A 24,630-nucleotide genomic window follows, 5' to 3' on the forward strand; every position below is an offset into this window, starting at 1 on the left:
CATGGACACCACCACCTGCCCCGACAGCCGCACCGTCACCGATCCTCGTCCGGTCCTGCCCGAGGTGCTGAGGGCCGCTCATCTGGTCGATGTCGCCACCGCCGGCATGGAGGGGCTGGCCCTGTGGCTGGCCGGAGCTGGAGCCGACGTCATCGGGAGCGTTCCCGAGACCGACCGGGACAGCCCGGTCGTGGCCGCGCTGAGGGCAGCCGGCATCGAAGTGGAGGTCGGCTTCGCGCCCGAGCACGTACGCACGGACCGCACGGCGGTGGTGTGGCCGGGTGTCCTTGCCGACGCGCATCCGGAACTCGACCGCGCCCAGGATCTGCAGCTGCCGATCCTCAGCCGGGCCGTCGCGCTCAGGGCCCTGTGCGCCCAGGCCGAAGGCGGATCGGTGGCGGTGGCGGGCAGCCACAGCACCACTACCGCGGCAGCCGCCCTGGCGGCCGTGCTGGATGACGGCGCGACAGGCTGGGTGCTGAACGCCCCGGCACGAGCGGGCGGCGCCGGGCACGCCGGCAACAGCCGAATCGTGGTCGACTTCTGCCCGGACACCGCCACCCACGAGGCCGCCACGCCGGGTGCCCAGCAGCACCGCCCCTCACCTCTTTTCCTCGCCCACGAGCCCAAGTTCACCGCCGCGCTGATCCTGACCACCGGCGCGAACGTCCCGTACTTCGAGGACAACATCGAGGGCCTCAATGCCGCCGAGCTCCTCGCCCGCCGCGCTGCCACCGTCGTGCTGCCAACCTGGGACAGCAGCGTGAAGATCCTGTGCGAGCGCCTGGCTGGCCGGCCCGGACCGCGCGTGGTCACCGTCGGCCTCGACCCGGCCGACACCGTGTGGATCATGGCACCCCGTTGGACCGGCGAGGACTTCCGCGTCACCTTGCGCTACGAGGAGACGGACCACGCCTTCATTCTCCCGGTCGCCGGTCGCCACCACGCCCTGGCCGTGTGCGCCGCCATCGCCACCGCCCTGGTCATCGGCGAGGACCCGCAGGCCGTCTCCCGGCGCGCCGGCGGCTTCCGCGGGGTGGATCGTTCGCTGACCGTGCTCGGCACCCAGTCCGGCGTCACCGTCGTGGACTCCCGCGCCCGGCACCCGCGCGAGATCGCCCAGGACGTCATGGCTGCCCGGATGCTCACCGAGGGCTCGCTTGTCATCGTTCTGGAACCGGACGGCATCGCCCGCACCAGCGCTCACGCCGCCGAACTCGGCGCCGCCCTCGGCGATGCCGATCACGCGGTGCTGCTGCCGGTCAGCACCCCGCTGACCGAGGGCGCCGTGCCCGACCCGCTGGATGCCGTCGAGCGGGCTGCCGTTCAGAAGCTCGGAGTGGGCGCGGTCCACCGGGTCCGCTTCGGACCGTGCGAACCCGCCCCGGAGCAGCGGATCTTCGAGATGACCGCCGAGGGCGACCTCGTCCTGGTCGTCGGCACCGGCCAGGCCGAGCGGCTCGGGCCGAGGCTGCTGTTCCATCTCGCCGCCCCCGGCATGCCGATCCCTCAGCAGCTGTGACCCGCCCGAACCACCCCGCTGGAGACTACGCCGTGGCCATCGGCCCCCTGCCCAACCTCACTGCCTCGCAACGCCGGATGATCGTCCTGGTCGCCGCTGGCGCCAGCCATGACCAGATTGCCGCCGACCCCGACACGAAGCTGCAACGGGACGACGTCCGCAGCGCGATCGACGCGGTCCTCGTCACGACCGGTACCCGCACCGTGCTGCACCTCGCCGCCTGGGCCACCGCTCACCGGATCGTCACCCAGTCGGTGCACCCCAGCGGGGCACTGACCATCAAGCCCCAGCTGGCCCCGCGGCTGACGCAGATCCTGTGCGGCTGGGCGAGCGGGCGGAGCACGCCCGAGCTGACCGCAGACTTCGGCATCGCGCCGAGCACGATGCGCGGCTACTCCAAGGGCCTGCTCAGCCAGTTGAACGTCGACTCCCAGCCGCAGGCCGTCGTCGTCGGCGTCCTCGCCCAGCTGGTACCGCTGAACAGCATCGACCGCGCTTGGCCGGCTGAACCACTCGCCCCGGCCGCCGTGCCTCGGGCCGTGGCACCGTGAGCGGTCAACGAAGTATCAGGAGCATCGGGCTTGCCGTGTTCTGCTTCCTGATTGGCGTTCTCGTCGGCGGCTGCGCCATCTACCTGCTGGAGCACCGCGCCACCCTCGGTCAGCCGCTCTACTTGGGCACCTTCGCCGTCGTCGCCCTGTGCACTCTCGGCGTGGCCGATCGCGTAGTGGGCCACCGCGCGCCGCCTTCGAAAGACCCGGACCATCCTGGCGACCGCCGCCGGTCCGGCTGAACAGCTACCCGCAGTAACCCATGGCGGCCGTTCGGGCCAGGGCCGCACCCCTTTCGATCTCAGAGAGCAGATGATCACCCTCACCGTCCTCCACGGACCTACTCCCTCCGGCGGCGCCCGGTGAACCTTCGATACGTCGAGGTACCCGAGCCGTACGAGCCGGACGGCCGCCCGGCGGTGTTCCTCGCCGGGGCAACCGTTGGCTGCCCGGACTGGCAGAGCGAAGCGGTCGACCTGTTCGCGACCACGGGCTTCGACGGCACGGTGCTCAACCCCCGACCGTCGCGCAACTCGGCCACCGACCCCTACCTCGCGTGGCACCCATTCGGCTGGCAGGACCGCAACATTCGGCGCACCGACGTCGTCATGTTCTGGAACCCGCTCGGCCACGTGCGCGTGCACGACTGCTACGAGGCCGGCCTGTTCACCCTGCACGGCGGGACGGTGGTCGTCGGCTGCGACCCGGCCGACCCCGTCCAGCGCGCCAACCGCGTGCTACTCGCGAGCCTCATGCCCTGGTTGCCGGTAGCCAACACGCTCGCCCACACCGTCGCCGCCGCCCTCGCTGCGCTCGCGACCCCCGCCCCCGCTCGCCGCTGACCACCCACCGTCCCACCCACGTCAGGACCCCATGCGCACCCCCACCACCCCTTCCCGGATCGAGGACCACGCGCTCCTCGGCAACACCGCGTCCGCCGCCCTGGTCCGCCCGGACGGTTCCATCAACTGGGCCTGCCTGCCCGGCTTCGACTCGCCGGCGGTGTTCGCCTCGCTGCTCGGCACCGCCGACCATGGCCTGTGGCGCGTCGGCCCGGCCGTCTACGACGGCGCACCGCCCCCGGCTGCCGACCGCCGCCACTACGTGGGCAACTCCCTCGTCCTGCGCCAGGAGTGGGACACCCCGGCCGGCACGGTTGCGGTCACCGACTTCATGCCGGCGCCCACGGTCAGCGACCACGCGGAGCCCCGGATCATCCGGATCGTCGAAGGCATCAGCGGCGAGGTCCGCGTCGCCAGCGTCTTCCGGCCCCGTCCCCGCTACGGCACCACCAGGCCGCACATCGAGCGGCTCTCCCGCGGAGCCCAGCGGCTTTGGGTGGTCGCCCACCCGGACTCGTACTGGCTCGATGGCCCCCAGCACACCGCCAACGGGCGGGGCGTGTGCCGGGCCGACTTCACCGTCCGCGCCGGCCAGAGCGTCGTACTCACCCTCACCTGGGTGCCCTCCCACCGCCCCGCCCCCATCCCACCCGACGCTTTCGCCGAGCTCGACGCCACCACCGAGTTCTGGGAGCAGTGGGCGGCCGGCTGCACCTATCCCGGCCCGGACCGCGAGGCCGCGGTACGCTCCGCCCTCACCCTCAAGGCACTCTGCCACCCGGGCGGCGGCGTCGTCGCCGCGCCCACCACCTCCCTGCCCGAGCAGCTCGGCGGCGAACGGAATTGGGACTACCGCTACGTCTGGCTGCGCGACAGCGCGCTGACCATCGCCGCTCTGCTGCGGCTCGGCTTCCTCGACGAGGCCCGGCAGTGGCGCAGATGGCTGGTCGACACCGTCAACCCCCAACGCCTCCAGCCGATCTACCGCGTCAACGGCGACGCCGAGCTCGACGAGGAGGTCCTGGACCACCTTCCCGGCTACGACGGCTCCCGGCCGGTGCGCATCGGCAACGGCGCTGCCGACCAGCTCCAGCTCGACGTCTACGGCGAACTCGCCGACACTCTGCTGCTCGCCGAGGACGCCGGCCTCCCCCCGTCCCCGCAGTGCGACGCCCTGCTCTTGGCGCTCGCCGAGCAGCTGGAGCAGCGCTGGCGGGAGCCTGACGAGGGCATCTGGGAAATCCGAGGCCCAGCACGGCATTTCACCCATTCCAAGGTGATGTGCTGGGTCGCCGTGGACCGGACCCTGCGGCTGCTGGAACGCCGGAGCGCCACCGACCCTGCCGTCCTCGTCCGTCTCGCCCGCCTGCGCGAGGAGATCCACACCGACGTCTGCACGCGCGGCTTCAACCCCGAGACGGGCACCTTCACCCAGTCCTACGGTGGCCGGGCCCTCGATGCCTCCCTGCTGCTCCTGTCCCTGATCGGCTTCCTGCCGTCGGACGACAAGCGCGTCATCCGCACCGTCGAAGCCGTCCAGCGCGATCTCACCGAGCACGGGCTGGTGCTGCGCTACTCAACCCGCGAGGAAGCCGGCGGCAACGTCGACGGGCTCGCCGGCCACGAGGGCGCCTTCCTGGCCTGCTCGTTCTGGCTGGCCGAGAGTCTCGCCGTCATCGGCCGCCACGCCGAAGCCCGCGCGCTGTTCGACCGGCTGCTCGCCCTGCGCAGCGATCTCGGGCTCCTCGCCGAGGAGTACGACCCCCTCGCCCGCCGCCAGCTCGGCAACTACCCGCAGGGGTTCTCCCACTGGAGCATGGCGGACGCGGCCGTCCGCCTCGCCGACTGCCCGCAGCCTCGGCTCACGGCACCGCCCGGGCCGCGTGCCGCCGTCGACCGGGCGCTTCCCGCCGCCGTGGTGGCGTAGTGGGCGGCAGCGAGGTGCGAAACACCGTCAGCCGGTCGAAGGTGCGAATCGCCGTCCAGGCCGCCAGCAGTACGGGAACCTCGGGGGCACCCGCGACACCGAGCGCCTCCAGAAGCGGATCACCGCCCTGGGAAGCGTGAACGCCCGCCCCCCGACGAGCATGACGCGACTGTCAGTACCCCGTGGCACACTGCCCTGTTCGAACCACAACGGCCGTACCGGTATGACGAGTTGGGGCTGTTCACCGGATCGTGTGGCATCTGCCGCGACACGCCGACGCGGCCCCGCCGGGCCGCCTACGGTGGGACACCTGCCAACGCACTCACGTACGACTAACGATCACCAGTTTGATCGCAGCATCGCCATGCCCTGAACCGGCGGCGCTCCGCGCTCCGGTTCCCTCCCGCCCCGGAAGGAGACGCCCCGTGCCGCACACGCTGGTTGTGGGAGTCCACCTGGTCCTGATCGAGAACGGCCGGGTACTGCTCGGACAGCGCACCAACACCACGTTCGCCGATCAGCACTGGCACGCTCCAGCCGGCCACCTCGAAGCGGAGGAGTCCGTCCTGGCCGGCATGGTCCGCGAGGCCGACGAGGAACTCGGCATCACCATCCGGGAGGAGGACCTCGACCTGGTGCACACCCTCCACCACCTCGACGCCGACGACGGTGCCGGACGCCTCCAGCTGTTCTTCACCCCCCGCACGTACACCGGCAAGATCACCAACCGCGAACCGGACAAGTGCACCGCCCTGCGCTTCTGGCCGCTGGACGGGCTTCCGAAGCCGATCGTCGGCTACACCGCCGACGCGCTCGCGCAGATCACCGCCGGCCGCCCGCTGTCCGTCGTCGGCTGGTCGGCATGAGCACCACGAGCCACCCGGGGCTCCCGGTCACCGGGACGCCTGTGGGGAGCGCGGAGACCCGGCTCGTGGTCGTTCGGGGGAACTCGGCGTCGGGCAAGTCGTCGGTGGCGGCGGGCGTCCGGGACCGGTTCGGTCGGGGCCTGGCCGTGGTCGCGCAGGACAACCTGCGCCGCATCGTGCTGCGCGAGCGGGACCGGCCCGGCGGTGCGAACATCGGCCTGATCGACACCGTGGCCCGGTACGCGCTGGGCGCCGGCTACCACGTCGTCATCGAAGGCATCCTGTACGCCGATCACTACGGCGAGATGCTCACGCGCCTGGTGGGCGACCACCGCGGTGTCACCCGCTGCTACTACCTCGACATCCCGATCGACGAGACGCTGGTCCGGCACGCCTCGAAGGCCGATCCCGCGCTACTGGCGGCCGTCACCGAGCGGGAACTGCGCGACTGGTACCGCGAGCACGACGTTCTGCCCGGCGGGATCGAGACCGTCATCGGCTGCGACAGCACCCTCCGCGACACGGTTGAGCGCATCATGCGCGAGACCGCGCTCTCGGAGTTGCCTCCGCGCGACACCTAGAAGCAGTTGCTCGACCGCCGTGTCCCCTCCATTTTCCCCTCAACCTTCACCCAGGAGCACCTCTGATGCACGAGACGAGCAGGCTGTCGGTCGGCGTCATCGTCCACGACGTGGCGACTGATCGGATCGCCACGGTCCACTACGCGAAGCGCAGTTGGACCCCGGGCCCGGCTTGGACGATCCCCGGCGGGAAGGTCGACCCCGGGGAGGAAATCGCCCATGCTGCCGCCCGGGAACTGCGTGAGGAAGCCGGACTCATCGCCCGGCCGTGCGACCTGCGTCTGGTGCACACCATCCAGGCCAAGGAGGGCTGGGACGGGCGCGGCGGGTTCGTGCTGTTCGTCTTCGCCACCAGCGAGTTCACGGGCGAGCTGGCCAACGTCGAACCGGACAAGCACCTGGAGGTGCGCTGGCACCCCGCCGCCGCCGTCCTGCCCAGCCCGATGTTCCCGACCTCCAAGGCCGCGGTGGAGGCATACCTGGCCGGCGGGCCCGCGTTCTCCACCCACGGATTCGACCCCGCCTCCGGCGGGCGCCAGCTCGTCGAGACGTGACCGGCGCCCGGCCGACACCATGCCGGGCGAGTGGCGCCCGCCCGGCACGGTGCCGGCCGGTTCGACCCTGCCCGGTCCGTACCGGCAGCCCTGCGGCTACGCCGGTCCCTGACGGCATCGGCGCCCGACCACCGCGATTCCCCCTCGGCGAAAGGGAGTATGTGACCAGCGCACCCGAGACCTCGACGGATCCAGTACCGGACAGCGAGCAGCTGTTGTTCGGCGGGCCGATGCGCTACGACTACGGCTGGGCCAAGCATGAGATGGCCAGCGGCAAGGTGACGTTCTGGGCGGTGGCGCGGCAGATGCCGGGTTTCCTGCGCCTGGCCGGGCGGATGGCCTGGGACGCCGACCGCGTGGCGCTGGTGACCCTGGTCGGCGCCGAGCTGCTGCGCGGTCTGGCGGCGGCCGTCGCGCTGATCGCGACCAACCACGCGCTGACCGCGCTGCTCGCTCCCGGCGAGGTCGCCGACGTGCTGCGGGCCGCGACGCCGGCGATCGTGGCGGTCGGGGTGATCGCGGGCCTGTCCTCGGTGCTGTCCGCAGGATCGGGCTGGGCGGGCGAGCGCCTCAAGCCGGCGGTCTTCCGCCGGGCCACCATCGAGTTCCTCGGCATCGTCAGCCGCTCCGAGCTGGAGGCCATCGAAGACCCGGCCTTCCTCGCCGAGGTCGACAGCGCCCGCTGGGGCGCGATGTCCCTGCAGAGCATCATCGGCCAGGCCACCTCCGTCCTCACCGCCACCTTCGGCCTCGTCTCGGCGGCCGGCGTCCTGTCCGTCCTCCACCCCGCCCTGCTGCCCATGCTGGTGCTGATCGCCGCCCCGCGGGGATGGGGCGCGGTACGCACCGCCCGGCGCCACTACGCCTCCACCCGGGCCTGGCTCCAGCACAACCGGGCCAGCACCCTGCTGGCGGACATGCTGATCCGCCCCTACTCCGCGGCCGAGCAGCGGGTGCACGCCGCCGGGCCGTTCATCCTCCACCACTACGAGCAGATGGCCCGTGCCGCCGAACAGGAACAGGCTCGCCTCGCCGGAGCGAAGGCCCGCACCGACCTGCTCTCCGCCGCCCTGGCCGGCGCCGCCACCCTCGGCGCGTTCGCCCTCCTCGGCTCGCTCGTCATGAACGGTACGATCCCGCTCGCCGCCGCTGGCACCGCCGTGGTCGCCATCCGCACCGGCTCCGCGAGCATCGGCGGCCTCGTCTCCCAGATCAACGGCCTGTACGAGGAGAGCCTGTTCGTCCGCGACCTCGACCAGCTGCGCCGCGAGGGCCACCGCCGGGCCATCCCCGCCGGCGGCGCACCGCTGCCCGAGCGCCCCGAGACGATCACCGTCGAGGACGTCTCCTTCACCTACGACGGCCGCGACACCCCCGCGCTGGACAAGGTCACCCTCACGATCCCCCGGGGCAAGGTCATCGCGCTGGTGGGAGCCAACGGTTCGGGCAAGTCCACCCTGGCCAACATCCTGTGCGGGGTCTACCAGCCGCACCAGGGCCGCGTCCGCTGGGACGGCATCGACACCGCGACCGCCGACCGCGACCAGCTCTTCAGCAGCGTCGCCCTGCTCGCGCAGAACTTCCAGCGCTGGTCCTTCACCCTGCGCGCCAACCTGCTCCTCGGCCGCCCCGAAGTCGCCTGCCACCAGCAGCAACTGGAGACTGCCGCCGACTACGCCGACCTCCACCCCGTGATCGAAGAGCTTCCCCGCAGCTGGGACACCCTCATCGCCAAGGGCTTCGAAGGCGGAGTGGGTCTCTCGGGCGGCCAGTGGCAGAAGGTGGCCCTCGCCCGCACCCACCTGCGCCTGACCACGCCCGACGCCCACGGCCGGCTTCCCGCCCTCGTGGTGGTCGACGAGCCGACGTCCGCAATGGACCCGGAAACCGAGGTCGAGGCGTTCGAGCAGATCCGCCAGCTCACCTCCCTCGGTGTCACCGTCATCCTCATCACCCACCGACTCGGCGCCACCGCCAAGGCCGACCGCATCTTCGTCCTCGACCACGGCCGCCTCGTGGAACAGGGGAGCCACTCCGAGCTGATGGCCCAGGAACCGGCCACGCGCTACCGCGAGAGCTATCTCCTCCAGGCCGCCCAGTACGACCTCGGCGACCGCCTGCCCCACCAGAGCGCGCCGACGACCGCCAGCGCCTGACCCGTTCGCTCAGTCGTCCCCGATCCGAGCCGATCCGACCAGCAGGGAGCAGCCAGTGAGTGCACCGACCCCGTCCGAGACACCGCAGCCGTCAGCCCCCGCCACCTCGTGGGACGACCTGCTGGCCCGCGGCACCGAGCACATCCAGCGAGCTTTCCACGAACTCGTCGCCGCCACCAGCGACTACGCCGGGCACAGCCCCGACCTCATCTGGGGAAACCTGCAGACCCCCGAGTACGCGCAGGAAGTCCTGCGCATGGTCGCCCAACTGCACCAGCTCCCCGACGACTCGCACGCCGGCGCGGCCGAACGCACCGCCCGCGCCCGCTACCTCGGGCAGGACGGCCGTACCTACCACGTGCTGCTCGGGGAGCAGGCCCTGCTGACCGGCATCGGCGGACCGGAGGTGATGCGCGCCCAGCTCGAGCACCTGCTGGCCGCCCTCGACACGCCGGGCCTGCAGCTGGGGATCATCCCGGCCCGAGCCCGCCTGCACGTCTACCCCGGCGACGGCTTCGGCATCCACGACAGCACCCGCGTGGAGGTGGAGGGCTACCGCGGCTGCGAGACCATCACCGACCCCAAGCGCGTCGCCCTCTTCCACCGGGCGTTCCGGCTCCTCCAGGAGTCCGCCGTCTATGGGCCCGGCGCCCGCGCACTGATCACCGAGGCTCTGCACAGCTGGTAATTCCCACCTGGCCATGGCCGTTGAGTGCCTCGGGCTGCCGGCCCACTGGCCCTACCGTGCCGCAGCACTGACATTCGTCCGAACCTGTCCAGATCAGACCGGAGTTCTTCATGCAGAGCAATCCCAGTGCTGCTTCTCGTACGGCCCTGGTGGGCGGCTCCACTGTCCGTATCGGCGAACTCGCCGGGCCCGCTCGCCCCAGCGAAGACCGGGTGGTCACCACCGACCGAGCCGTGATCGTCCTGGACGGCGTCTCCACCGTCACCGACGACCACCCCCGCGGCGGCTGGTACGCCGACACCCTGGGCTCGGGCATCGCCGAACTCCTCACCCGGGATTCCGACATGGACCTGCGCCAGGTGCTCGCCACCGCAATCGCCGCCGTGGCCACCAACCACGCGCTCGTCCCCGGCTCGGCCCCGGCCTCCACCGTGGCGATCGTGCGGCAGCGGGCGGAGCAGATCGAAGCGGCGGTCCTCGGTGACAGCCCCGTCATCGCCATCGGCCGCGACGGCGGAGTGCACCCGCTACGCGACGACCGGCTCGCCGTTCTCGTGGACGCTCAACCGCAGGCCCGCGAGTACCGTGAGCTTCTGCGCGCCGGCCACGGCTTCGGTGAGCGCCACTGTCAGATCCTCCAGGAGCTGCGTGGCTTCCAGGGCAGCGTGGTCAACCGCCCTGGCGGGTACTGGATCGCCGAGGCCGTGCCCGAGGCGGGCCTCAACGCGATCACCGCGTCGTGGCCGGCCGACGATCTGGCCGAGATCGTGATCGCCACCGACGGCATCTCCGCCGCCGTCGAGGAGTACGAGCTGTACTCCTGGGAGGAACTCGCCCGCGCATGCCGGGGAGACGGGCCGCACGCGGTCGCCGACGCCATCGACCTCGCCGAGCGCAAGGACCCCGCCGGGCAGCTCTGGCCCCGCTACAAGACCGGCGACGACAAGGCACTCGTCTGGTGGCCACTGCACCGAACCCCCGGCGACGGCCAGTAGCGTCCGAGCACCAGACATCAACCACCGGAGCGCAAAGATGAGTTGGACGACCGACCCCGTGCGCGAGGCGGCCTGGGCCGCCTGTACGGAGATGCGAGCCCGCCCGCCGATCGCCACCGCCCGCGACGGCGGCGCCGACCGGATCGGCCGCGACGCGGCGGTGCTCGCCGAGCGCCTGGACGCCGTGCTCGCCGCCCACCCCGCGCCCCTGCTCGCCCGCACGGTGACGCAGGCGCTGGAGCAGCTCGCCCCGGTGCGCGCCCTGGCCGAGCAGTTCGAGCAATGGCGCCGGCAGCTGCCCGCCACGCACGCCATCGGCCGGATCGCCGATCAGTGGCCGGCGAACGCCGAACTCGCCGCCGCCTTCCATGCCTGCACGCCCGCCCTGCTCGCGGCCTACCAGGCGCTGGACGCGGCGGCCCGCACCGCACCCGAGACCGGGTGGACCACGGTCAGCACCCAGGCCCTCCACCACGGGCCGCGCCTGACGCTGCACCGCGACCAGATCCTGCGCCCGGACGGCCAACCCGACATCTACGAGCACATCGACGTACGCGACGGCGTGCGCGTCGTCGCGCTCGACGACCGCCGCCAGGTCGCGCTCGTCGAAGACGCCTTCTACCTCCACGGCCGCCTCGTCCACCTGCCCGGCGGCGGCATCGAGCTCGGCGAGGCCGTCGAAGCCGCAGCCGGGCGCGAGCTGGAGGAGGAGACCGGCTGGCGCGCCACCGCCTGTCGGGTGATCGCCCAGATCCACCCGCTGCCCAGCTCCACCCGCGCCCGCACCCACCTCGTCCTCGCCACCGGCCTCGAACCCGGTGAACTGCGCCGCGATCCGACCGAGGCCGGGATGACCGCCCACTGGGCGCCCCTGGAGCAAGCACTCGCCATGGTCGAGCACGGCGTGATCCGCGAAGCCGGCAGCGTTGCCGCGCTCCTGCACGCCGCCCGCCTCCTCGACCGAGACCACAACCCGTAGCCGCGCACCGCCTGAGCCGCGCAGCCCGCCCATAACCCACCAACCACGGCGGCTTCCCTCCCGGCCACCACCGCGCACCCTCTGCCCCAGCTGCCGCCGCTCCCGGCCCCATGCCGTCGCTGGCGCCGCTGCCCGTTTCCCATCTCAAGGAGGCTCACCGTGATCCGCCTCGCGAACCTCAACGCCTACAAGCTGCATCCGGACGACGTCGACACGCCCGGATGGCAGGCCCGGGTCACCGCGATCCGCGAGGTCGCCCCGGACATCCTGTGCCTGCAGGAAATCGTCGTCGACGAAAACGCGCCCGAGGACGCCGACGAGGACGGCATCGTCGACGAAGCGAAGCGGCTTCGCCGCTGGGACACCCAGGCCGCCGGCGTCATCACGCGCCTGGCCCAGGACTGCGGCCTCACCGCCACCACGATCCGCACCGGCGGCAGCACCGGCCCGGTCGCGATGGCCCGAAACGCCCACCGCCCCTGGTACACAACCACCTTGTGGAACACCGCCAAGGTCCCCGCGGTGCCTGGCGGGTTCCGTCCGTACGGGTCGCCGGACTACTGGCACGGCTGCACCACCATCCAGCTCGATGTCGGCGCGCAGGACCCGCTGCTCGTCGTCAGCTACCACGGCGACCCGTTCCGGCCCGACTTCCGGGCCAACGAGGCGCGGCGGCTCAAGGGTGCCTTCCGCCGCACCGGCGGCGCCAAGCCGGGCGTCGCCCTGGGCGACTTCAACTCGATCTCCGCGGCCACCATCACCGTCGCCGGAGTGGAACGGCCCTACGACGAAGAGCCCTACACCGACCAGGACCACGACGACCTCGAGTACCAGTGCGTCCCCGAGACGATCGGCGACACCAACCTCGCCGACCGCCGGGCCACCGCGATGCTGCTGCGCCGGGGCTTCATGGTCGACGCCGCCGCGCACCTCGGCGCGCCGTGGCAGCCGACCGTGGGGCACTGGGAGGACGGCAAGGGCGACCCGGACCCGTGGGGACGGCGCCGGATCGACCTCGCCCTCGCGACCCGGCCCGTGGCTCCGGCGCTGGTCGGCTACCACACCCACCGAAGCCCGGCCGCCGAGGCGGCCTCCGATCACCTGCTGATCGTGGTCAACATAGACCCGTCCAAGATTCACCACGAGGCCAAGGAGGCATAGGCGTGCGCAAGTTCATGTCGCTCAGCAGGCAATGGGGTCACCCGGACGGGCCGGACGAGGACTGGATCAAGCCGCACGTCCTGTGGCTGCCGCAGGACCAGGCGCAGGTCTGCGCGTATTTCGCCAGGTTGCGGGAGATCACTTCCCTGTACCCGGACGTGATCTCCTCGATCACCGAGGAAGATCTCCACATGACCGTCCAGAAGATCAACCCGCTGGCCGGCAATGGCTCGCGCGTCGACAGCGAGATGCTCAAGGCCGCCGCGGTCGCGGTCCAGCGTGAACTGGACGCTCTGGAACCGTTCACCATCGAGATCGGCCCGGCGCGGGCATCCGGTTCCGCCGGGATCGTCGAGATCTGGCCCGAGCAGGGACCGGCGGAGCTCTACCAGCGCGTGCGCGCCGGGCTGACCACGGCCGGCCTCGACCTCCCTCCTGCCGAGGAACACTTCTGGGCCCACATGTCCTGCGGCTACGGCAAGCCTCGGGTATTGCATCAGATGGGCGCGAACCCGCACGTGGCTCTTCCCCGGCCGGCACGCCGGTCAGCCGCTGAGCGAATCCATGATGATCAGGCGAGTGCGCGACATCGGTGTCAAGCCGAGGCAGAGCCGCAACACCGCGTTGTTCACCCTCGCCGCCGAGATCCCGTCCGCGATCCTCGCCAAGATGCTCGGCCTGCACATCGCGGTGGCCATCCAGTGGCAACGAGCAAGCGCCGGCGACTGGATGGCATACGCCGCCGACGTAGCCGGCCGGGCGGCCACAGATGGTCAGGCGGAGACCCCGAAGACGAGTTCGACGGGGTCGTCGTCCCAGGTGTAGATGCCCTGCTGCGGGTCTTGACGCTGGGAGACGAGGTGCACCCGGTCGATGGTGATCTCGACCCGCTCGGGGCGAAGCCCGCGCAGTTCGCGGTTGAGTTTCCGGTCGGTCGTGGGGTCGCTGTCCGCCCTCGCGTAGCAGAGACTGGTATGCGCCCAGAACCGGGACTCCGGGGCACGCAGGCTGATGCCCGCCACCGAGGAGGCCGCAGCGCGGACCCGCTTGTTCAGCTCCGCCATGCCGTCCTCGGGGTAGACGGCGACGGTGATCGCCGTGACCCCGGGCCACGTGGGGCCGAGCTGGACCGTGAACGGCTGCATGGTCCTCAGCTCCTGCCGCGCGGCGTCCTCGAGCCGCTCCATCTGCTCAGGCGTCACGTGATGGTGGATGCCCTGCACGGTGGAGTGGAGCCACGGCTCCGGGATGACGCCCAAGTGCGGGTACTGGGAGAGGAGTTCGGCGTGGGCGCGGACGTACTCGCGGTACTCGGGATGCTGGTCGAACAAGACCAGGAAGTGCGGGTAGGGACCTCCGTTCTTCCAGATCCTGCTGGGGTTGAAGAAGTTGTCCACGGGTTCGCTCCCGGTTCTGTGAGTGGGTGAGGCATTGTCGGTAGCCGTCCGTGCCGTGCTGCAGTGCACTGCTCGGATTCTTGATGGCTCGATGGTTCTTCAGCTGCTGCGGAAGCAGCGGACGTCCACGGCGCGCATGCCAGCGGCGTGCGCCGCTTGCATGCCTTCGGGAGAGTCTTCGTAGACCAGGCAGCGGGCAGGTTCGACGCCGAGGCGGTTCGCTGCCAGGAGAAACAGGCCCGGGTCGGGCTTTCCCCGCGGGGCGTCCTCGCCGGTAACGATGTCCTCGAACAAGGGCCGAAGGCCTGTGGCATCGAGGCCGGCGTGGACGGCTCGGCGGGCACCGCCCGAGGCGATGGCCAGGGGAATACGGCCGTGCAGGGACTCGGCGATCCGGACCACCGCCGCGTAGGTCCGCAAGCCCGCGATCTCGCCGAGGATGATCTCCAGGCAGAGGGCGACGACCTCGTCGGCCGGCACCGCGGTACCGGCCGCTGCGGCGAGTTCGTTGATCAGCTCCGCTCCGGACGTGCCTATGCGGGCCTTGTAGAACGACTCGTCCATGGTGAGATCCCAGTGGGCGCAGGCAGCTGACAGGCCCCGGAAGTTGAGCGGGTGACTGTCGACGAGTGTTCCGTCCCAGTCGAAGAACACGGCTTCGTAGCGGTGCAGGTCTTCGGGCGGATTCCCGTGGTCGCAGGTTCCCGGTGAGGGACAGTCGCTGTCCGGCGACGCAGTGATGGGAGGTGCCTCGCGCGCGATGTCTCCGGTCGGCTGATGACGGTCGGTTGGTGTGCTGGTGCGTTCGCGGCGGGGATGTCCCTGCATGTAGGCCTCACTGTCGCTTTGTCAGGTGGCGTTGGTGGTCAGGTCGCGCATGTGGCGCTGGACGGCGCCAGGATCGGGTGGAGTCGCGGTGACCGCGGACATGAGGCGGCCGAGCAGATGAACGGACCGGTAGGCGGCCAGGTTCTCCTCGGAGTGCGGGATGCCGTGGTCGGCGAGGATGCAACTCAGGTTGGCAGGGCGGATACCGAGGGCGTGGGCGGTTCGTGCGTAGTCGAGGCCGGGGTCGCCGTAGATCGCCAGCTCCCAGTCGAGGCCGGCGGTGCCGGTGGTCCTGAGCAGGAAGTTGCCGGGCTCGGGATCGTTGTGCAGGAGGTGAGGTGCGGCAGGTTCGGGCAAGGGCGAGTGCGCAAGCGCCTCGGCGGCATCGGCGGCGTCGTGGAGACCGTGGTGGGCGAGCGCGTCATGGTAGGAGACCAGGCGCGCCCGTAGGTACTCCCCCCAGCTCGCGGCGGAGGGGTCGTTGAGTCGGCCGAAGCCGGGACCGGTGATCTGGTGGACGGCCTGCAGGTAGGTGATGACGTGCCGGGCCGCATCCTCGCCGACTCCCGCCGGCGAGCCGTGCAGACGGCGCAGGACCAGGAGGCGGCGGCCTCGGATGCGGCCGGCCCCGAGAACGGTCGGGGCGGGTATCCGTGCTTCGGCGAGCCGCTGCAGCGCGGCCTTCTCCGTGTGTGCGCGCCAGGGTTCGCGGTAGATCTTGATCACCGCGCCGGGCAGTTGGAGAAGCCGGTTGGTCGGCGGGATCGCGGCGCCGCTCACGTCCGCGGCGTCCGGTCGTCGAGGGTCGCGCGCACAGCCGCGGTGACGGCGGCGTACGGGGTGCGGGTGCCGAAGCGCAGGCGCAGGGTGGGCCGGCCGGCCAGCGTGTCGAGGACGTGGGCTCCGTGGCCGGCCAGGCGATCGGTGGTGCTGGTGCGGATGCCGAGCCAGTCCTGGACGTAGACGTCGTCGCCCGGCGACATGCACTGGGCTGCCAGCAGTTCCCGCGCCGGCCCGGATCGCGCCGGCTGGAGCTGGAGTTCCTCGGTGTCCTGGACGATCTGCGGGAAGACGATGAGGTCCACGGTCGCGTCCGGTGTCAGCGGGGTGCCGGTGCGCTCGTGCCATTCGACGGGAAGGATGTGCAGTTTGCTGGCGCCGTGGAAGGTCTGCCAGTCGGTGTCGGTCGCAGGCTTGGGCCGGGTGAGGTTCCACTGCCGGGCGTTCTCGAAGCCGAGGGCTTGCAGGGTGCCGCCGTTGAGCCGGATGGGGCCGGGCATGGCGACGGCCCGGGGCGCGGCGTCCGCCTCTGTGGTGACCATGGTGCGGTCGTTGGAGAGGAATGCGCCGCCCTGGGCGGCGGACAGGGCGAGGGCGAGGCTGGACTTGCCGGCTCCGGAGTCGCCGACGATGAGGATGCCGCGGCCGTCGAGGGTGGCGGCCGAGGCGTGCAGGCACACCCAGCCGTCGTCTTCGGCCCGGCGATATCCGATCTCCCTCAGGTGCCGGGCGGCGTTCATCGTCGCGTCGGTGTCGTCACACGTGATGACGGTGTAGCCGTCCGGGTGGCGGACGACGATCTGCGGTGCGATGTCGGCGTCCGGGTCGGTCAGCAGCGTCGGGCCAGCGGGCAGTTGGTGCCAGGCCGCGGGGGCGTGGACGTGCATCAGCACGGGACTCGGGGCGCCGGTGGCGCGGTGGCGGACGCGCTCGGCGAGTGCGGCGACCTGGGCGTGTGGCAGGGCGAGGCAGCGCATCGTCGCGTCCGGGTCGGCGGTGGTCGCGGGGTTGGGGTTCCACAGCGGGCTGGCCGGAGTGAACAGGCGTCGTACGTAGGCGGTTGCCGCGCTGGTCGATGCGAGAACGTCGACGGTCAGGCCGCTGAGTCGGACTGTGGTCTTCTCGCCGCACCACGGGTCGAGGGCAGCGGCCTCGACAGTGCCGTCGAGGAGCGCGTCGAGCGCGGGTATGGCCTGGTCAGTGGCGGGCATCGGCGTCTCCGGCTGCGAGGAAGTGTTCGATCTTGCTCTGGCCGTTGAGGGTGTGCGGGATGTGGTGGTCCGTCAATACGGCGGCGACGGTGTCGGCTGCGTCGGCCACGGCCCGCTGGATCCGGGCGGCGGAGGCCGTGGCGCTATCGGCGGTGAAGCAGGCCCCGTATTCGATCTCGACCTGCTGGAGGGTGCCGGGGCAGGGGGCGAGGGTGGTGGTGTCCACGGTGACGGTGGCCCAGTGGCCGTCCGGGTCTGCCGGTGTGGAAATGTCCCAGGTGGTGCGGTGGAGCTGGCCCGCGTGGACCAGGCGCGGGGGACCGAGGGCATCGGTGACCAGCGTCAGGGCCTGGTCACGGGTGGCGGCGGGGCGGATGCTCTTGTGGAGCCGGCCGTCCTTGAGGACCTTGGCTTTGGCCCACCAGGTTCCGTCGGGGCGAGGGGTCAGGGCGGCGTACTCGCGTCGTCTGCCGCCGGGCGGCAGGTAGATGTCCGAGCGCAGGATCCGCCGGTGGACGGTGGGGCCGAAGACCGGCACGCCGGTGGCGGGCAGGTGGTCGCGCAGGAGTCGGGCGACGGCGAGCGGGTTGACCCGGCTGGTGAGGGTGATCTTCACCTCCGCCTCCGGACCTTCGGCAGAGCGCTGGCCGGGGCGTGGGACGGGGAAGTTGACCAGCGCGTTCTGCTGGACGACCTCCGCGGCCCACGAGGCGAGTTCGGCGGGATCGACGGCGGGCGGCGCGGTGCGGTCGAAGCGTGCCAGGACGGCGGCGTCCGGGCGCCACTGAACCGTGGCGAAGAAGGTGGCCTCGCCCATCTCGTGGTCGAGGTGGCAGGCCCACAGCGGAACGCGGACCGATCCTTCTGCGGCCTTCGGCTGAGAGCTGCCGTCGGCCTGGTGCCACACGAGGCCGCGCAGCATGTGTTCGGCGAGGACGAGAGCGGGGCCGGGTGCGGGGTCGGCGAGCTGGGTGAACGCGATGTCCCGGTCGGCGGGAGCGTCGGTGGTGGCTGCGACGAGGAGCATGGTGATTCCTTCCGCGCGGCTATGGCCGGCTGAGGATGGCGCGCCACACGGAGCGCTGCCCGGGGTCGCCCGGGCTGAGGTACTGCGCGGCCGGCCCGCGCATGGACAGGCCCGCGGCGCGGACCAGGACGAGCAGGTCGGCGGGGTCCAGGAGCGTCATGTGCTGGCCGTTGGGCAGGGCGTACACGTCGTCGCCGAGCGCGCTCAGGCACGGGTCGAGGTGGGCGGCGGTGAAGGTGTTCAGTGAGAGCGTGCCGCCGGGCACGAGGACGCGGTGCAGCTCGACAAGAGCGTCGGCGAGGTCCTGGCGGTGGTGGAGGTTGTGCAGGACGCCGTGGCACAGGACGAGGTGGGCCTGCCGGTCGGCCAGCGGCATGCGGGTGACGTTCGCTTCGGCGAAGGTGATCCGGGGCCCGCTGTGCCGGCGGCGGGCCTGTTCCAGCATGCCGGGGTGCAGGTCGACGGCCAGGACCCGGTATCCGGCGGCGGCGAGGGCGGGCAGGTTGCGGCCGGCTCCGCAGCCCGCGTCCAGCGCCCATGCGCCCTCGGGGGCCGGCTCTGCGAGAAGGTCGGTCAGGTAGGCGGGCGGGGCGAGAGCGGTGAACGCGGCGACGGTGGCTTCGTCGTTCCAGTAGGCGCCGGTGCGGGCCGGGCGTTCGCGCATCACCGCTCCTCCCGGGCGCTGAGGGTGTAGCCGGTGTTGTGGGGGCGGCAGCGCAGGGTGTTCAGGCCGGCGTCGGCGAACACCTGCTCGCACGCCTCTGGGGTGCGGGTGAGGGCGGCGAAGGTGGGGCCGACCGAGGAGAGGGTGAGGACGTCGGCGAGGCGGTCGGTGAAGATGTGCTCGACCTTCTCTCCGGTGGCCAGCAGGTCCGGGTGGGAGAACGCACAGTTGGCGAGGCTTCCCATGCGGAAGCGGTAGTCGAACAGCAGGCTGCCCAGCGGTCGCAGGTCGCCGTCGGTGAGGGCGGGCCAGGCGTCGTGCAGGAGCCGGTAGGCGATCTCGGGGCCGAAGGTGCGGCCGGTAGCGGTGAAGGCGTCGAAGTGGACGGCTTCGGCGGCGAGGCTCGCCCGCGCGTCCCAGATCACCGGGTCGTTCGGCATGCCGAGCACGATGTCGATGTCCTCGGGCAGGCCGGCTTGCAGGAGCGGCACGTGGGCTCCGGCGATGACCTGGACCGCGCCGGGTATGAGGCCGGCGGTGGCGGATCCGCCCAGGCACTGGACCGGCAGGAGGCGATGGTCGTCGCCGTCGATCTCCTCGCCGTGGTTGAGGGCCAGGAACTTGACGAGCCGGCGGGCGGTGACGGGGCGCCCGTAGAGCTCGTTGACGGCGGCGGCCACGGCCGCGATCTGGCCGCTGCTGGATCCCAGGCCCAGGTGAGCGGGCAGGTCGGGGGCGGTGACCCGCACGCGAAGGCGTTCGCGGATGCCCAGCGCCGAGCGCATCAGCAGGGCTGCGTGCCGGGCCAGGACGGGGTGGTCGCAGTCCGGGGCGGTCTGCACGGCGGGGCCGTCCTCGACGATGTCGATCTCGACGTCGCGCACGAGGTCGCAGGCGAAGAGGAGTTCGCCCGCGAGGTAGGCACCCTGGCTGGGGACGATCTTGCTGGAGTCCAGGGCCATGGCGTTGATCCGGCTCGGGTAGGCCAGCCGGACCCGCGTGGTGACGGGCTCGGGCGGCACGGCCGGGGCGTCGGCGAGCGCGGAGCGTTGGGCGCCGAGGGGGAACGGCGGGAAGTCGGTGTCGATGCCGGAGGCGGTGGTGCTCACACGGGGCTCCCTGGGTTGAGGAGGGCGCGGGCGCTTTCGGTGACGGCCAGCAGCTGGTCGAGCGCGTCGGCGGTGTAGCCGCCACTGCCGAGCGCGCCGTCGTCGCGCACGGCCATGTTGGCGCGGGCGAGTTGTCGGTGCGGGAGACGGAACCGCAGCAGGTCGCCGATCAGCAGGGCGACGGCGGGCCGCAGGTGCGGGTGCTGCTGGGCGAGGCGGGCGAGTCCCGGCGCGTGGCGCGCCTTTTCGATGTGGGCGCGGTGGTGCGGGGGCAGGTAGAGGGTGTTGTCGTCGAGGTACTGCTCGTACCAGGCGGCGAGTTCGCCGGTTGCCGCCTGGCTCAGCAGCATGACGTCGAGGACGAGCAGCGGCATCTGGGCGCCGCCGGGCGCGTAGTAGGTGTGCCCGGCGATCTCCAGTGGCGGGTAGTACGGCCGCAGCTGACCGGTGAAGTACTGAGGCGTCAGGCTGCGCTTGACGGTCAGAAGGTGCGCGGCGAAAGCCTGGAGGCGCTGGTGGACGAGGTCGGCGAGGGTATCGGCCGTGTCCTGGTCGTCTGCCTCGGCCAGGTGGGAGCCATGGAGGATCGCGGTGTCGAGGGCGTGACTGGCGGCGGTGACCTCGTCGATGAACAGGTGCTCGCCGGAGGTGTCGGTGAAGGAGCGCCGCCGGGGCCCGCGGGGGTTGCGGGTGGCGTAGGAGTAGACGCTCTCACGGGGCACCTCGTCGGCGACGGCGCCGAGGTGGAGCATGGCCGCCTCGACGTCGCGCGGCGGGCAGGGCCGGCCGGTGTGGCGGGCGAGGGAGGCGGTGAGCATGCCCAGGTCCCGCAACGCCGCCCGGGCATGGGCGACGTCGCGGATCCGGGCGGCGTGCTGGGAGAGCCGCATCGCTCGGGTGCGGAGCCACGTGGTGTCGGCCGCGATGTTGGCCTGGGGAAGGGCCCGCATCACCGCGTCGGCACCGAGCGGGTCGAGCGCGGCTATGGACGAGTCGAGGTCGCGGGTGAGCGTCATGGGTTCTCCCAGCGGCCCGGGGCGAGCTGCCCCGGGCGCGGTCAGTCGGCGGGCTGGTCGTCGCGGTAGGACCACACACGGCCGGCAGCGGAGCCGTCGAGGTAGTCCAGCAGCGGTTCGATCTCGGGGCGGGAGGCGGTGGAGGAGGCCAGGACCTTCCTGGCTTCGTCCAGCGGCAGCAGGACGGCTCCGGTGACCTTGCCGTCCGGGTCGTGGACAGCGATCTCCCCGTCCCAGTCGGCGCAGTCGAAGGTGAAGACCACGGTGGAGGGGTAGCGGGTGGTCGTGGTGTTGACGAGGTAGGCCAGCGGACCGACCGTCGCCAGGCGCAGGCCGGTCTCTTCGAGGACCTCGCGGATGAGAGCCTCACCGAGGAGTTCGCCGCGCTCGACCCCGCCGCCGGGGATGGACCACATCTCCTGGCCGTCGCGCTGTTCCTGGACGAGGACGATCTGGTCGCCGCGCCGCAGCAGGGCTGCGACGACCTGGACGCCGGGGCCGGCGACCGGTGCGGGGGCCGGGGTGGTGGTGGACTCGGTTGCGGTCATGGCTCACTCCAGTTCGTCTCGCAGGGCTTTGACACACCCGGGGATCTGAGTGGGGTCGCGGCCGTGCCAGTACAGGAAGTACGAGAGGTGGATGACCAGGCGGTGGAAGGCGAGGCGCTGCTCGAACCTCGAGTCGGCCGGCTGGGCGCGCTGCTGCCAGTAGGCGTCCAGCAGCGTTCGGCGGTCCTCGGATGAGGTGAGGCACCAGCGGTCGATCTTGACGAAGTCGCTGGCGTCCTCCGCCGCGGTGGCGTGGTCGAAGTCGAGCAGGGCGATCCGGCCGCCTGGTCGGATGAGGATGTTATCGGGGTGAATATCCTGATGGGTATTCACCACCGGGTGGTCGCATAGCTGTTCGGCCAGCAGCGTGCCGCGCCGGCGGGCCGCCTCTTGGAGGTCGTCTGGGACCAGCTGGTGCCGCCCGAGGCGGGCGAGGAGGTCGGACAGCTGGCGGGTTCGCGAAGCCGGGGTCGCCGTCGCGCCGGGGATCGGCTCGGTGTGCAGGAGGGCGATCTGCCGGCCGAGGACGGGCCACACGCTCGGGTCGATGCCGCCGGCCCCGCGGGCTTCGGCGAACGTCCGGCCCTCGATCCACTCCTGGAGCAGGTAGGGGCCGAGGTCCCGGTCGTGGCCGACATCGAGGACGCGCGGGACGGCGACGCCGCGCGCCGCGGCGTCGGTCATGGCGTCGGCCATACGCCGAAGGTGCGGTTCGCCCTCGCGGTGGTTGAGCTTGAGGAGGTAGGAGCGGCCGGAGCCGTCCAGGCGCCAGCAGGTGTTGAAGCGGCCCTGGGGCAGCGGCCGGGCGCTGAGGGTGCCGGTGCCGGGGATGAGACGGCTGGCGGCGGCGTGGTCGAGGACGGGTGTGGTCACTGGCGGGCTCCCGCGATGGCGAGGTCGGCGGGCAGCCCCTCGCGAGTGAACACCTCGTGGACGCTCTCGGCGAAGTCGACGACCTGCTCGATGCCGAGCCGGGCCGGGTCCTGGACGTCCAGCCGGGGCAGGTTCTCGCGCAGTCGCCGGCCGAGGTTCCAGGGGGCGGCCAGTTCGAGGGCGTCGGTGCGGGGCTCGGCCAGCGGGGTGAGAGCCAGGTGCAGGCCGGTGTCGGTGAGGCGGCCGTCGACGGTGCACAGTCCGGCGGTGGCGGAGCGGGCCGCCAGCACCGTGCCGATGGGGGTGGGGGCGAGGAGTTCGGGAAGGTAGGCGGCACCGGTCCAGGCCCGGCCGGCCTCGATGTCCACCTCGGTGTCGAAGAACCGGTTGGGGAAGCGGCGGAACTGCTCGCGGCGCAGGTGCGGGCGGCGCGGCAGCAGCACATCGGCGTTGTGCCGGGCGGTGACCACCGTGGGCGGGCCGTCGCCGTCGGTGAGGCGGACGGTGATCTCGGCGGAGGTGTCGATGGAGAAGGAGTAGTCGTCGCTGCGGGGGCGGCGGAACCCTGCCGCGTGCTTGCCGATCTTGGCGGTGATCGCGTCGGGGAAGACCTGCAGTTCGTCGGCGCCGTGCTCGCCCAGGGCCTTGTACTCGGCGGAGCGGAACGTCCCGTCGGGCTCGAAGTTCAGCAGGACGCGCAAGGTGCCGGGCAGCAGGATCGTGGCGTGGATCGCGCCGACCAGGGACAGCTGCTGCTGGTGACGGTCGAGGACCTCGAGGAAGTAGTGGTCGGTGCGGACCCCGAAGAGCTCGTTGGCGAACGGGTCCTTCAGGTCGGGGGCGTAGACCCACAGGGGGCCGCCGGCCCGCGCCCGGCCGACGGGCGCGTCCTGGATCTGCTCGTCCGTGGCCCTGCGTTGGGTGAAGGTGTGGAAGGAGTACCCCGGAACCTGAGGGTCGCGCCGGCCTTCGGGGTGGACGACGAAGTGACGGAAGCAGTCGGTGTGGGTGCGGGTGTCGGCGACCACATCGGAGGTGATGCTCCGGCCCGTCCCGTCTGCGGGACCCGTCGTGCGGGCCGCCGCGGTGGCCTCGGCCAGGCGGGCGGCGAAGGCGGTGATCTGCGGGTCCGTCAGAGAGGCGGAGGCGTAGAAGTGGTAGAAGAGGCGCCGCTCACCGTCTTCGTCGGGGTCGGGCAGGGTGAGGGGGACGAGCCGGTAGCGCTCGCACAGTTCGGCCGGCAGTTGCCCACCCGGGTGGCTGAAGGCTGCCGAGACGACAGGCGCGTTCGGGGCGGGCACGAGTACGGCATCGGGGTCGGCGGCGCGGATCGCGGCGGCGAGCTGGTCGCGGCGCTCCAGGGAGCGGGCGGCAATGGTGGTGTAGCCGGTGCGGCCCAGGGCGTGCAGGGTGGCCCACAGGGCTGCCGCGGTGGCGCCGGGGCGTGAGCCGAGGACGGTCTCGTCCGGGATGCGGGTGTGCGGGTCGATGCGGGTGACGTGCTCGAGCAGTCCCTTCCGCAGGAGGAGGGCGCCGCAGGCGTACGGCATCAGGCCGGCCTTGTGCGGGTCGACGGCCATGGAGTGCACGCCGGGGTTGCGGAAGTCGAAAGGCAGGTCGGGGTCGGTGAACGGGAAGACGAAGCCGCCGTGGGCGGCGTCCACGTGTAGGAAGAACCGGACGTGGTCGGGGTGCTGGAAGGCGAGGTCGCGAAGGTGGGCGGCGATGGCGTCGATGGGGTCGGCGAAGCCGCTGTTGTAGTACCCGGCGGTCGCGACCACGATGATGCCGGTGACGCCTTCGGTGATGGCGTCGTCGGCGGCCCGGCGGACCTGGTCGAGGGTCAGGGTCCAGGCGGGTCCGGCGGGCAGGCGCACGAGTTCCAGGTCGAGGATCTCGGCGGCCTTGGCGACCGAGGCGTGGCACAGGTCCGAGGTGATCACGCGCACCCGGTGGCCTGCGGTTCGCAGCAGGTTGCGGGCGATGCGCAGGGCGGCGAGGGTGGCCTCGCTGGCGCCGCTGGTCAGGTGCCCGTCCAGGGCTCCGGCTCGGTAGAGGCCGGCGAGGGCGGCCAGGGCTTCCTTCTCCAGGCGGCGGGTGCCGGCTTTGCCCTCGCCGAAGCGGGTGTGGACGCCGACGTTGTTGGTGTTGAGCGCCGACCAGTCGCCCAGCGTGCGCACCGCCTGCGGGTGCGGGGCGGCCATGGCGAAGCCGAGCCGGGTCTGCTGGGGGTCGTCCCAGGCCGGTATCTCGGCGCGGGCCTGCGCGAGGTGATCGTCGATGGACTCGGGGGTCCAGCCGGTTTCGGGGAAGCCGGTGGGCACGGCCCAGCCGGTGTCGAGATCGCCCATGGAA

The 24,630-nt window shown here is 71.9% G+C and carries 26 protein-coding genes; 14 read left to right on the forward strand and 12 right to left on the reverse strand.

Annotation, left to right across the window (positions count from 1 at the left end; translation table 11 throughout):
- Position 1: 1 nt before the first annotated feature.
- From BG452_RS01040 to BG452_RS01100, 13 genes are all read left to right on the forward strand, one after another.
- Positions 2-1,522, forward strand: coding sequence for a Mur ligase domain-containing protein (locus BG452_RS01040; protein WP_188302166.1), 1,521 nt, complete (start codon positions 2-4; stop codon positions 1,520-1,522).
- Between the two features lie 32 nt (positions 1,523-1,554).
- The gene (locus BG452_RS01045) at positions 1,555-2,073 is read left to right on the forward strand and encodes a hypothetical protein (RefSeq protein ID WP_188302167.1); all 519 of its coding nucleotides are present in this window, start codon (positions 1,555-1,557) and stop codon (positions 2,071-2,073) included.
- 35 nt (positions 2,074-2,108) lie between these two features.
- Positions 2,109-2,315 carry a hypothetical protein gene (locus BG452_RS01050; RefSeq protein WP_188302168.1) on the forward strand — a complete coding sequence of 69 codons (207 nt, stop codon included), beginning with the start codon at positions 2,109-2,111 and terminating at the stop codon, positions 2,313-2,315.
- 120 nt (positions 2,316-2,435) lie between these two features.
- Positions 2,436-2,915: a hypothetical protein gene (locus BG452_RS01055; protein WP_188302169.1), complete on the forward strand. Its 480-nt coding sequence runs from the start codon at positions 2,436-2,438 to the stop codon at positions 2,913-2,915.
- 31 nt (positions 2,916-2,946) lie between these two features.
- Positions 2,947-4,842, forward strand: a complete 1,896-nt coding sequence (locus BG452_RS01060; RefSeq protein WP_188302170.1) for a glycoside hydrolase family 15 protein — start codon at positions 2,947-2,949, stop codon at positions 4,840-4,842.
- A gap of 425 nt (positions 4,843-5,267) precedes the next feature.
- The gene (locus tag BG452_RS01065; protein ID WP_188302171.1) at positions 5,268-5,708 is read left to right on the forward strand and encodes an NUDIX hydrolase; all 441 of its coding nucleotides are present in this window, start codon (positions 5,268-5,270) and stop codon (positions 5,706-5,708) included.
- A complete protein-coding gene (locus BG452_RS01070; protein ID WP_188302172.1) occupies positions 5,705-6,289 on the forward strand; it encodes a kinase in 585 nt (194 codons plus the stop codon). Before BG452_RS01065 ends, BG452_RS01070 begins: the two co-directional genes overlap by 4 nt.
- A 65-nt stretch (positions 6,290-6,354) precedes the next feature.
- The gene (locus BG452_RS01075; RefSeq protein ID WP_188302173.1) at positions 6,355-6,843 is read left to right on the forward strand and encodes an NUDIX domain-containing protein; all 489 of its coding nucleotides are present in this window, start codon (positions 6,355-6,357) and stop codon (positions 6,841-6,843) included.
- Between the two features lie 161 nt (positions 6,844-7,004).
- Positions 7,005-8,999, forward strand: a complete 1,995-nt coding sequence (locus BG452_RS47555) for an ABC transporter ATP-binding protein (RefSeq protein ID WP_188302174.1) — start codon at positions 7,005-7,007, stop codon at positions 8,997-8,999.
- Between the two features lie 55 nt (positions 9,000-9,054).
- Positions 9,055-9,687: a DUF5753 domain-containing protein gene (locus BG452_RS01085; RefSeq protein WP_188302175.1), complete on the forward strand. Its 633-nt coding sequence runs from the start codon at positions 9,055-9,057 to the stop codon at positions 9,685-9,687.
- Positions 9,688-9,797: 110 nt separating this feature from the next.
- Entirely contained in the window at positions 9,798-10,682 is an 885-nt protein-coding gene (locus BG452_RS01090) for a protein phosphatase 2C domain-containing protein (RefSeq protein WP_188302176.1), read from the forward strand.
- Between the two features lie 37 nt (positions 10,683-10,719).
- The gene (locus BG452_RS01095; RefSeq protein ID WP_188302177.1) at positions 10,720-11,661 is read left to right on the forward strand and encodes an NUDIX domain-containing protein; all 942 of its coding nucleotides are present in this window, start codon (positions 10,720-10,722) and stop codon (positions 11,659-11,661) included.
- Between the two features lie 159 nt (positions 11,662-11,820).
- Entirely contained in the window at positions 11,821-12,822 is a 1,002-nt protein-coding gene (locus tag BG452_RS01100; RefSeq protein ID WP_188302178.1) for an endonuclease/exonuclease/phosphatase family protein, read from the forward strand.
- Here BG452_RS01100 and BG452_RS01105 read toward each other — a convergent pair.
- Positions 12,798-13,271 carry a hypothetical protein gene (locus tag BG452_RS01105; RefSeq protein WP_188302179.1) on the reverse strand — a complete coding sequence of 158 codons (474 nt, stop codon included), beginning with the start codon at positions 13,269-13,271 and terminating at the stop codon, positions 12,798-12,800. The genes BG452_RS01100 and BG452_RS01105 overlap by 25 nt on opposite strands.
- 130 nt (positions 13,272-13,401) lie before the next feature.
- Here BG452_RS01105 and BG452_RS01110 point away from each other — a divergent pair, with 130 nt between their 5' ends.
- Positions 13,402-13,647, forward strand: coding sequence for a hypothetical protein (locus BG452_RS01110; protein WP_188302180.1), 246 nt, complete (start codon positions 13,402-13,404; stop codon positions 13,645-13,647).
- Here BG452_RS01110 and BG452_RS01115 read toward each other — a convergent pair.
- The 11 genes from BG452_RS01115 to BG452_RS01165 form a co-directional block, all read right to left on the reverse strand.
- Positions 13,596-14,219 (reverse strand): 2'-5' RNA ligase family protein, encoded by a 624-nt coding sequence (locus BG452_RS01115; RefSeq protein ID WP_188302181.1) that lies wholly within the window; start codon positions 14,217-14,219, stop codon positions 13,596-13,598. The two genes, BG452_RS01110 and BG452_RS01115, sit on opposite strands and share 52 nt — an antisense overlap.
- Positions 14,220-14,318: 99 nt before the next feature.
- Complete coding sequence (locus tag BG452_RS01120) at positions 14,319-15,047, reverse strand: HAD family hydrolase (RefSeq protein ID WP_188302182.1); 729 nt, start codon at positions 15,045-15,047, stop codon at positions 14,319-14,321.
- 21 nt (positions 15,048-15,068) lie between these two features.
- Complete coding sequence (locus BG452_RS01125; protein ID WP_188302183.1) at positions 15,069-15,827, reverse strand: phosphotransferase; 759 nt, start codon at positions 15,825-15,827, stop codon at positions 15,069-15,071.
- Positions 15,824-17,038 (reverse strand): hypothetical protein, encoded by a 1,215-nt coding sequence (locus tag BG452_RS01130; RefSeq protein ID WP_188302184.1) that lies wholly within the window; start codon positions 17,036-17,038, stop codon positions 15,824-15,826. The genes BG452_RS01125 and BG452_RS01130 overlap by 4 nt, the downstream gene beginning before the upstream one ends.
- Positions 17,025-18,065, reverse strand: coding sequence for a hypothetical protein (locus BG452_RS01135; protein ID WP_188302185.1), 1,041 nt, complete (start codon positions 18,063-18,065; stop codon positions 17,025-17,027). The genes BG452_RS01130 and BG452_RS01135 overlap by 14 nt, the downstream gene beginning before the upstream one ends.
- A 19-nt stretch (positions 18,066-18,084) precedes the next feature.
- Positions 18,085-18,729 (reverse strand): class I SAM-dependent methyltransferase, encoded by a 645-nt coding sequence (locus tag BG452_RS01140; RefSeq protein WP_188302186.1) that lies wholly within the window; start codon positions 18,727-18,729, stop codon positions 18,085-18,087.
- Positions 18,729-19,838 (reverse strand): hypothetical protein, encoded by a 1,110-nt coding sequence (locus tag BG452_RS01145; protein ID WP_188302187.1) that lies wholly within the window; start codon positions 19,836-19,838, stop codon positions 18,729-18,731. The genes BG452_RS01140 and BG452_RS01145 overlap by 1 nt, the downstream gene beginning before the upstream one ends.
- Positions 19,835-20,854, reverse strand: coding sequence for a monodechloroaminopyrrolnitrin synthase PrnB family protein (locus BG452_RS01150; protein WP_188302188.1), 1,020 nt, complete (start codon positions 20,852-20,854; stop codon positions 19,835-19,837). The genes BG452_RS01145 and BG452_RS01150 overlap by 4 nt, the downstream gene beginning before the upstream one ends.
- Before the next feature lie 41 nt (positions 20,855-20,895).
- Positions 20,896-21,402, reverse strand: a complete 507-nt coding sequence (locus tag BG452_RS01155; RefSeq protein ID WP_188302189.1) for an NUDIX domain-containing protein — start codon at positions 21,400-21,402, stop codon at positions 20,896-20,898.
- Between the two features lie 3 nt (positions 21,403-21,405).
- On the reverse strand, positions 21,406-22,275 hold the full coding sequence (locus BG452_RS01160; protein WP_188302190.1) for a phosphotransferase family protein: 870 nt from the start codon (positions 22,273-22,275) through the stop codon (positions 21,406-21,408).
- The gene (locus BG452_RS01165; protein WP_188302191.1) at positions 22,272-24,626 is read right to left on the reverse strand and encodes a pyridoxal phosphate-dependent decarboxylase family protein; all 2,355 of its coding nucleotides are present in this window, start codon (positions 24,624-24,626) and stop codon (positions 22,272-22,274) included. The genes BG452_RS01160 and BG452_RS01165 overlap by 4 nt, the downstream gene beginning before the upstream one ends.
- Positions 24,627-24,630: the final 4 nt, after the last annotated feature.

This window comes from Streptomyces sp. CBMA123 (genome assembly GCF_014596465.1).
Classification (GTDB): domain Bacteria; phylum Actinomycetota; class Actinomycetes; order Streptomycetales; family Streptomycetaceae; genus Kitasatospora.

Excerpts from the sequence above, each read along its gene's own strand:
- BG452_RS01040 (WP_188302166.1), top strand. The coding sequence starts at position 2 with ATGGACACCACCACCTGCCCCGACAGCCGCACCGTCACCGATCCTCGT.
- BG452_RS01060 (WP_188302170.1), top strand. The coding sequence starts at position 2,947 with ATGCGCACCCCCACCACCCCTTCCCGGATCGAGGACCACGCGCTCCTC.
- BG452_RS01070 (WP_188302172.1), top strand. The coding sequence starts at position 5,705 with ATGAGCACCACGAGCCACCCGGGGCTCCCGGTCACCGGGACGCCTGTG.
- BG452_RS01075 (WP_188302173.1), top strand. The coding sequence starts at position 6,355 with ATGCACGAGACGAGCAGGCTGTCGGTCGGCGTCATCGTCCACGACGTG.
- BG452_RS01090 (WP_188302176.1), top strand. The coding sequence starts at position 9,798 with ATGCAGAGCAATCCCAGTGCTGCTTCTCGTACGGCCCTGGTGGGCGGC.
- BG452_RS01095 (WP_188302177.1), top strand. The coding sequence starts at position 10,720 with ATGAGTTGGACGACCGACCCCGTGCGCGAGGCGGCCTGGGCCGCCTGT.
- BG452_RS01120 (WP_188302182.1), bottom strand. The coding sequence starts at position 15,047 with ATGCAGGGACATCCCCGCCGCGAACGCACCAGCACACCAACCGACCGT.
- BG452_RS01130 (WP_188302184.1), bottom strand. The coding sequence starts at position 17,038 with ATGCCCGCCACTGACCAGGCCATACCCGCGCTCGACGCGCTCCTCGAC.
- BG452_RS01135 (WP_188302185.1), bottom strand. The coding sequence starts at position 18,065 with ATGCTCCTCGTCGCAGCCACCACCGACGCTCCCGCCGACCGGGACATC.
- BG452_RS01140 (WP_188302186.1), bottom strand. The coding sequence starts at position 18,729 with ATGCGCGAACGCCCGGCCCGCACCGGCGCCTACTGGAACGACGAAGCC.
- BG452_RS01150 (WP_188302188.1), bottom strand. The coding sequence starts at position 20,854 with ATGACGCTCACCCGCGACCTCGACTCGTCCATAGCCGCGCTCGACCCG.
- BG452_RS01155 (WP_188302189.1), bottom strand. The coding sequence starts at position 21,402 with ATGACCGCAACCGAGTCCACCACCACCCCGGCCCCCGCACCGGTCGCC.
- BG452_RS01165 (WP_188302191.1), bottom strand. The coding sequence starts at position 24,626 with ATGGGCGATCTCGACACCGGCTGGGCCGTGCCCACCGGCTTCCCCGAA.